At 68.2% G+C, this 6962-nt stretch carries 7 protein-coding genes; 3 read left to right on the top strand and 4 right to left on the bottom strand.

The window, feature by feature from the left end; genetic code table 11:
• Together JZ791_RS43100 and JZ791_RS43095 are read left to right on the top strand one after the other, a co-directional pair.
• Positions 1 to 206: hypothetical protein (locus JZ791_RS43100; RefSeq protein ID WP_216903586.1), on the top strand; the 206-nt coding region annotated here is incomplete at its 5' end.
• Between the two features lie 368 nt (positions 207 to 574).
• On the top strand, positions 575 to 976 hold the full coding sequence (locus JZ791_RS43095) for a PPOX class F420-dependent oxidoreductase (protein WP_216903583.1): 402 nt from the start codon (positions 575 to 577) through the stop codon (positions 974 to 976).
• A 322-nt stretch (positions 977 to 1298) separates the two neighbouring features.
• On the opposite strand, the gene JZ791_RS43090 is transcribed toward JZ791_RS43095, so the two are convergent.
• From JZ791_RS43090 to JZ791_RS43075, 4 genes are all read right to left on the bottom strand, one after another.
• Positions 1299 to 2294, bottom strand: coding sequence for an NAD(P)-dependent alcohol dehydrogenase (locus JZ791_RS43090; RefSeq protein ID WP_216903581.1), 996 nt, complete (start codon positions 2292 to 2294; stop codon positions 1299 to 1301).
• 102 nt (positions 2295 to 2396) lie between these two features.
• On the bottom strand, positions 2397 to 3059 hold the full coding sequence (locus tag JZ791_RS43085; RefSeq protein WP_308163488.1) for a response regulator: 663 nt from the start codon (positions 3057 to 3059) through the stop codon (positions 2397 to 2399).
• A 4-nt stretch (positions 3060 to 3063) separates the two neighbouring features.
• On the bottom strand, positions 3064 to 4203 hold the full coding sequence (locus JZ791_RS43080; protein ID WP_216903579.1) for a sensor histidine kinase: 1140 nt from the start codon (positions 4201 to 4203) through the stop codon (positions 3064 to 3066).
• 487 nt (positions 4204 to 4690) lie between these two features.
• Entirely contained in the window at positions 4691 to 5815 is a 1125-nt protein-coding gene (locus JZ791_RS43075; protein WP_216903577.1) for a M24 family metallopeptidase, read from the bottom strand.
• Positions 5816 to 6113: 298 nt separating this feature from the next.
• Between JZ791_RS43075 and JZ791_RS43070 the strand changes: the two genes are divergently transcribed.
• The coding region (locus tag JZ791_RS43070; RefSeq protein ID WP_216903575.1) for a 5'-3' exonuclease at positions 6114 to 6962 on the top strand (849 nt) is incomplete at its 3' end.

The raw sequence follows: 6962 nt of genomic DNA, 5'->3' as shown, positions 1-6962 counted from the left end.
ACCCCGCACTAACCACCCAGGACACCCCGATCATGACCACACCGCCGAACCCCATCCGACCCACACCCATGGTCACCATCCAGCACCCACTGATCGCGACCCACAAACGCGCTACCGCCCGCACCCGTACCGCCAAGCCACAACCCACCCGCACCCACTACCCATCACACACCGGTCGCGACCCACAAACACGCCACGCCCCGTGACAGCACGCCCAGAGACCTATCCCTCCTACACCCGCCCTCGGCGCGTTACATACGCCGAGCACAGGCATATTCGGCTCCGGGCGACCTTCTCGTGCTGGCCGATGATCCGGCCTGGAGCTACATTCTGCGCACCAAAAACGCCGATATCGGACATTCGGGCGCACAGAATGTAGCTTCAGGCCGGGCAGCAGACTCCGCTGCACTGATCGTCAGCGCCGCATGATGTATGCCGATGTCAACATCGCCCATTGTGGACCCGGTCCGGCGTCACCGGGTCCGCGTTGGAGCGTCCGCCGACAGTTCCCCCCGACGAGCTGAAACCTCGGCCAGGCAGACCACCCGCACAGGACGCTTGCTAGCGTCACACCATGACCAGCGCCCTTCTCGAACTGCCACCCGCCGCACTCGAGTTCGTCACCGAGCGGCATCTGGCCACACTCACCACGCTGCGCCCGAACGGCACCCCGCACGTGGTCGCGGTGGGGTTCACCTGGGACGACGAGTCCGGGCTCGTCCGCATCATCACCTCGGGCCACACGGTGAAGGCCCGGAATGTGCAGCGCACCGGCTATGCCGCGGTAAGCCAGGTCGACGGCCGCCGCTGGCTCACGCTGGAGGGCCCCGCCGACGTCCTCACCGACCCGGCGGACGTCTCCGAGGGTGAACGCCGCTACACCAGCCGGTACCGGACCCCGCGCGAGAACCCGGCCCGGGTCGTCGTCGCCATCCGCCCCACTCGCCTCCTGGCCAGCGGCACCCTGCGCGCCTGACGTCCCCGCTGGCGACCACCGCGAGATACACCGCGTTCGATGGCCTCGATCAGCGCCGCGGCCTCGAGGGCGACGGAGGTGTGCTCTTGGGGAGCAGCTGACGGAACGGCAATTCTGCGGCGCGACCTCACCGTCCCGACAGACGAGCATTTCCGGGCCTGGGTGTCGGGCGCTCCCGTCCATTCTCGGTCTTTCGAGCAGCGCAGCGACCGGTGAACGAATTCAGCGTGCTCACCCGGTCCGTATCGAACGCTATTCCTCACCCGGACAACGTGATTGACAAACCGAGCACAGGGATCTCGCTCACTACCGAGAAGAGCGTCTACATCGTGATGACGATCTTGCCGCGGGCACGGTGACTCAGCATATGGGCCACCGCCGCGGCGGCATCGCCCAGGCCGTAGGTCTTCTCGATGATCACCGTCATGTCACCGGAGTCCAGGAGACTGGCGAGGGCTCGCAGGTTGTCCCGGTCCGGGACGCAAGTGACGGTGCGGACGTCGGTGGAGCCCCAGCGAGCCATCAGCAGGGCGCGGCCGATCCTGGGCATGCTGCCCAGAACGCCCCGGGCCTCGCCGATGCTGTTGGGGATCAGGGTTCCGCCGGGTGCCAGGACCCGGGCGCTGACCGTGGGCGGATGATTCAGCACGTTGTCCAGAATGACGTCGTAGCGCTCCGGGCCACGGGTGAAGTCCTGCTGGGTGTAATCGATGACGTGATCGGCGCCGAGCGACTGGACGAATTCGATGTTGCGGCTGCTGCACACGCCGGTGACCTGCGCATCGAGTGCCTTGGCGAGCTGCACCGCGCACGATCCCACTCCCCCCGAGGCGCCGTTGATCAGCACGCGCTTCCCGGGTCCGGCCTCACCCACGTCACAGATGGCCGTCAAGGCGGTGATGCCCGACATGACCGACGCCGCGGCCGCCTCGAAGCTCAGTCCGGCGGGCTTGACGATCAGCCGGTTCGCCGGTGCGACCGTGTATTCGGCGAAGGTGCCGGCCGGTGTCGAGCCGGCGGGGTCCCACGTCGATCCGAACACCTCGTCGCCGGGCCGGAGATCGGTCACATTCGTTCCGACGGCCTCCACGATTCCGGCGATATCGGAACCCCGCACCGGCGTCTTGGGCGTCCGCAGTCCGGACTGCAACCGCAGAATGTAGGGCAGCCCGACCGCGGCGGCCCAGTCCGGCGTGTTGACACTGGTGGCCCGCATGCGAACCAGCACATCATCGGCTCCGACCTCGGGAAGGGCGATATCGTCGAGCGTGAATACCCGCTCCGGCGAGCCATATCCCTGCTGCACAATTGCTTTCATATCACCATCCTCGCCATTGGGACCTCCCGCCACATCGGGACAAAGTCTCGAACCGCCTCGGCCGATCGTCCGGTCGAGAGGTAGTACTTCCGGCCGATCGGGTCAGCGCTCTACGCGGTGCGTCTCGTAGGCCCAGATGACGATCTCGACGCGATTGCGCACGCCGAGCTTAGCCATCAAGCCGGCGAGGTGGGTCTTCACCGTACTGAGGCTGATGTGCAGTTCGGCGGCGATCTCGCTGTTGGTCCGTCCCCGCGCGACGATCGCCAGAATCTGCTCCTCGCGCTCGGTCAGCGGCGAAACCAGCTGCGGTGCAGACGGATTGGGACCGGACCCGGCGAAGGCGTTCAGCAGTCGCGCGGTCACGCTCGGCGCGATGAGGGCATCACCGTTCGCGGCCGCGTGCACGGCCTGCGCGAGCATGTCCGGTCCGGCTTCCTTGAGCAGGAATCCGCGCGCCCCGGCACGCAGTGCCGCGTAGACGTACTCGTCGAGATCGAATGTCGTAATCACCACCACGGCAAGGGGATCCGCCGCGTCCGGCCCGGCGAGGCGACGGGTGGCCTCGATACCGTCGAGCTTCGGCATACGAATATCGAACAGGCACACATCGGGACGCAGGCGCCGCGCGAGTTCGACAGCCTGCTGCCCGTCCGGGGCCGTACCGACCACCTCGATGCCCGGCTGAGCATCGAGAATCATCACCAGCCCGGTACGGACGATCTCCTGATCGTCGGCGACCACCACCCGCAGGTTCTCGTTCACTCGATCACCCGGCCCGGCCCGCCGCGCGCGGCAGCGACGCACTCACCCGCCACCCCCGGCCCGGATCCGGACCCGCCTCGCACCTGCCGCCGAGCAGGGTGGCGCGCTCACTCATACCGAGGAGCCCGTAGCCGGAAGGCACAGCGCCACGCACGGGATCTCCGTCGTCGCATACGAGCAGACGCACCGTCGTGTCATCGGCGTCGAGCCGAACCCGCACGTGGGTCGCGTTGCGCGCGTGACGCAGGGCGTTGGTCACCGATTCCTGGGCCAGCCGGTAGATCGCGGTGCCGAGAGCGCCGGGTAGATCGGCGACATCACCGATGATCTCGACGTCCACCGCCGGGCCGTGGCCGGCAGTCCTGGCGAGTCCGTCGATGTCGTCGATGCCGGGACTAGGATCGCCGTCCCGGTCCGGATGGTCACGGCGGAGCATATGAACCATCGCGCGCATCTCACCGAGCGTGCGCGTGGCCTCGGCCTCGATCAGGCGCAGCGCGTCCACCGCCGCGTCGGGCCGGGACGCCGACGCCACCACGCCCGCCTGCGCGCGAATCACGATGGCGGACACGTGATGTGCGACGCTGTCGTGCAGATCGCGGGCCAGCCGCTCCCGTTCGAGCAGTTTGACCTGATCCAGTTCGCGCGCCTTCGCCCCCGCCCGGTACCGCAGGGCCAAACCCAGGGCCACCACCGCGAACACCACGATCAGACCGCCCGCGACGTCGGCCGCCGTGAGGTCCGAAACCGCCAGCGAGAAAACAACAGTCACCAGCACGACCGTCGATCCGAGCAGCACCTCGCGCCCGGACCCCCACCGCACCACCGCGAACGGCAACAACAGCAGCACCGCCAGGCTGCGCATATTCGACTGTTCGCCATCCGCCAGCACGGTCCCGACGGTCGAGAGCACGAAGGCGATCGTCACCATCTCCACCGGTCTGGTGCGCCGCCACAGCAACGTCGGCACGATCGACACCCCGACGACCATCCATAACACTCGGTGCGGAAGTTCCGGCCGCACAAGCCCTTCCAGCACCACCAACCCCATGAGCACCCCAACGAGCACCCGATCCCACCACGTCCGCCGCGGCGGATCCGGTGCCCGAGGTTCGTCCCACACCGAACGCACAAGGTGCCGCACGACTCCGATTGTACGAAACCGTACCCATCCACGGCACGTTCTACCGATGAACCCCAACGGGTTTCGACCGCACCCGGCTACCTCTACTACGAGGCCCAGGTCATCCCAGAACCCCCACATTCCAACCGATGGCCGACGCACAGCACCTGTCGCGAGCGCCGATCCATCTCACTCGAGTCGGACAGTAGCGGCGCCCAGCACGGCCCATCAGAACACACGCCCCACCACCCGCCAGCTGATGCTGCGGCGTGGTCGCACTCGAATCCAGCAGCAACGCCTCGAGATCATCGACTCCGAAGTCGAGGTGAATCTACCGCGGGTCCGATTCGAGCGGGCCACTGCGGAACCCGGTAGCCGTCGACGCCTGCCCGCGAAACCGCCGCCGGACATCGAGCGCAGCCCCAAACCGGTGCCTGCCGGTAAAATTTCACGCAGCACCTCGGAGGCGGAACCGTCCACTATCAGTTCCCGCCGCGTAAAGACCGTTCTAAACTGCGGTGAGACCGTGCGGGCGGTGGTTGACCGATTCGCAGCCGTCCTCGGTGACGATCACGATGTCCTCGATGCGGGCGCCCCACTGGCCGGGGAAGTAGATGCCGGGCTCGATGCTGAAGGCCATGCCGGGCTCGAGGACGATGTCGTTACCGGCGACGATGTAGGGCTCCTCGTGCACGGACAGGCCGATGCCGTGGCCGGTGCGGTGAATGAACGCGTCGCCGAAACCGGCCTGCGCCAATATATCTCGCGCAGCGGCGTCGACCGATTCGGCGGTGATGCCGGGGCGCACGGCCGCCACGGCGGCCGCCTGGGCACGCTCGAGCACCGCGATGGCCGCCGCGATCTCGGGATCGGGCTCGCCGACGACGTAGGTGCGGGTGGAGTCGGAGTAGTAGCCGGGCTCGACCGGGCCACCGATGTCCACTACCACCACATCGCCGGATTCGATGCGGCGCTCGGTATGCTCCTTGTGCGGATTCGCGCCGGTCGGGCCGCTGCCGACGATCACGAAAGCAGCCTCGGTATGGCCCTCGGCCACGATCGCTTCGGTGATGTCGGCGGCCACCTCGTTCTCGGTGCGCCCGGCGCGCAGCCATTCGCCAACCCGCGCGTGGACACGATCGATCGCCGCGCCGGCGCGACGCAACGCCTCGATCTCACTGGGGTCCTTGCGCATACGCACCTGCCGCAGCACCGGGGTGGCCGAGACAGGCAACGCGTTGAACGCCGCCGCGAGCGGCAACAGGTGCAGTGCGGGCATCGCATCGTCGACCGCGACACGGGCGCCGGCGTTCAGCGCGGACTTCACGACCAGGTAGGGGTCGATGCCATCGGTCCAATCCAGAATCTGCAGCCCCAGTTCGTCGGCCGCCGAATCGGCCAGTCCCGCCAGCTCCATCTTCGGGATGACCACCGACGGTGTCTCACCACTGGCCGGGACGACCAGACAGGTCAGGCGCTCGAAGGACTGCGCCCGCGAACCGATCAGATACCGCAGATCCGGCCCCGGAGAGATCAGCAGCGCATCCAGATGCGCCGTCCGCAGCAACTCCGCAGCGCGCTCCAGCCGCTGCCCATACACCTCAGCCTCGAATCGTGCCTGCGTCCCACTCATGCCGCCCAACGTTACCCGCCGGCCCCGACAACCGACGGCATGCTCCCGGCGACCGCCTCGCCACCACGGCCGACAACCGGCTCGGCGCCTTCAGGCGATCTCCGCAGGCGCCTTCCGGCTGATATGCCGCCCACTCGTGCGCACGGGGAGCCGGCGTGGACCGGAACCGTCTTCGCGCTGCTGGACCCCAGTGGCCGAATCCGGTGCGACTACCAGTTCGCTCGCTGAACCGGTCGCCGACCGTGGCGCAGTCGCGTCCCGGCACGAATTGTCGCCCCGACCGGGTACCGTCGCTGCCATGAAATCCGACCGTCCCTTATTGCTGCTCGACGGGGCCAGTCTGTGGTTCCGGGCCTTCTACGCCGTCCCGGAGAAGATCACCGCAACGGACGGGCGGCCGGTCAACGCGCTGCGCGGGTTCACCGATATGGTGGCCGCGCTGATCACGCGACACGAGCCTGGGCGGCTGGCGGTCTGCCTGGATCTGGACTGGCGGCCGCGGTTCCGGGTCGAGCTGCTGCCCTCGTACAAGGCGCACCGGCTGGACGATTCAGCGGGCGCGGCCGCGGGCGCCGAGGAGGTGCCCGACACGCTCACCCCGCAGGTCGGCATGATCCTCGAGGTGCTCGAGGCGGCGGGTATCGCGACGGCCGGGGCCGAGGGGCTCGAGGCCGACGACGTGATCGGCACCCTGGCCACCCGTGAGCGCGAGGACGAGGTGATCGTCGTCAGCGGCGACCGCGACCTGCTGCAGCTCGTGCGCGACGAGCCGTCTCCGCCGGTGCGGGTGTTCTACGTCGGCCGCGGCCTGGCCAAGGCCGAATTGTGGGGTCCGGCCGAGATATCCGCGAAATACGGTGTGCCGCAGCACAATGCCGGGCAGGCCTACGCCGATATGGCGACGTTGCGCGGCGACGCCTCCGACGGCCTGCCCGGCGTCGCGGGCATCGGCGACAAGTCCGCGGCCACCCTGATCTCCCGTTTCGGCACGCTGGAAGCCCTGGTCGCGGCCGTCTCGGATCCGAATGCCGATCTGGCCCAGGGCGTCCGGGCGAAACTGACCGCCGCCCAGGACTATCTGAAAGTCGCGGCACCCGTCGTGCGTGTGGTCCGCGACGCCGAGGTAGAGCTGTCCCGCCCCGACACC

It is taken from the genome of Nocardia alni (assembly GCF_019038435.1).
Taxonomy (GTDB): domain Bacteria; phylum Actinomycetota; class Actinomycetes; order Mycobacteriales; family Mycobacteriaceae; genus Nocardia; species Nocardia alni.
This window is presented reverse-complemented; position numbering and strand designations above follow the sequence as displayed.

Coding starts and splice junctions, on each gene's coding strand:
- JZ791_RS43095 (WP_216903583.1), top strand. CDS start 575: ATGACCAGCGCCCTTCTCGAACTGCCACCCGCCGCACTCGAGTTCGTC.
- JZ791_RS43090 (WP_216903581.1), bottom strand. CDS start 2,294: ATGAAAGCAATTGTGCAGCAGGGATATGGCTCGCCGGAGCGGGTATTC.
- JZ791_RS43075 (WP_216903577.1), bottom strand. CDS start 5,815: ATGAGTGGGACGCAGGCACGATTCGAGGCTGAGGTGTATGGGCAGCGG.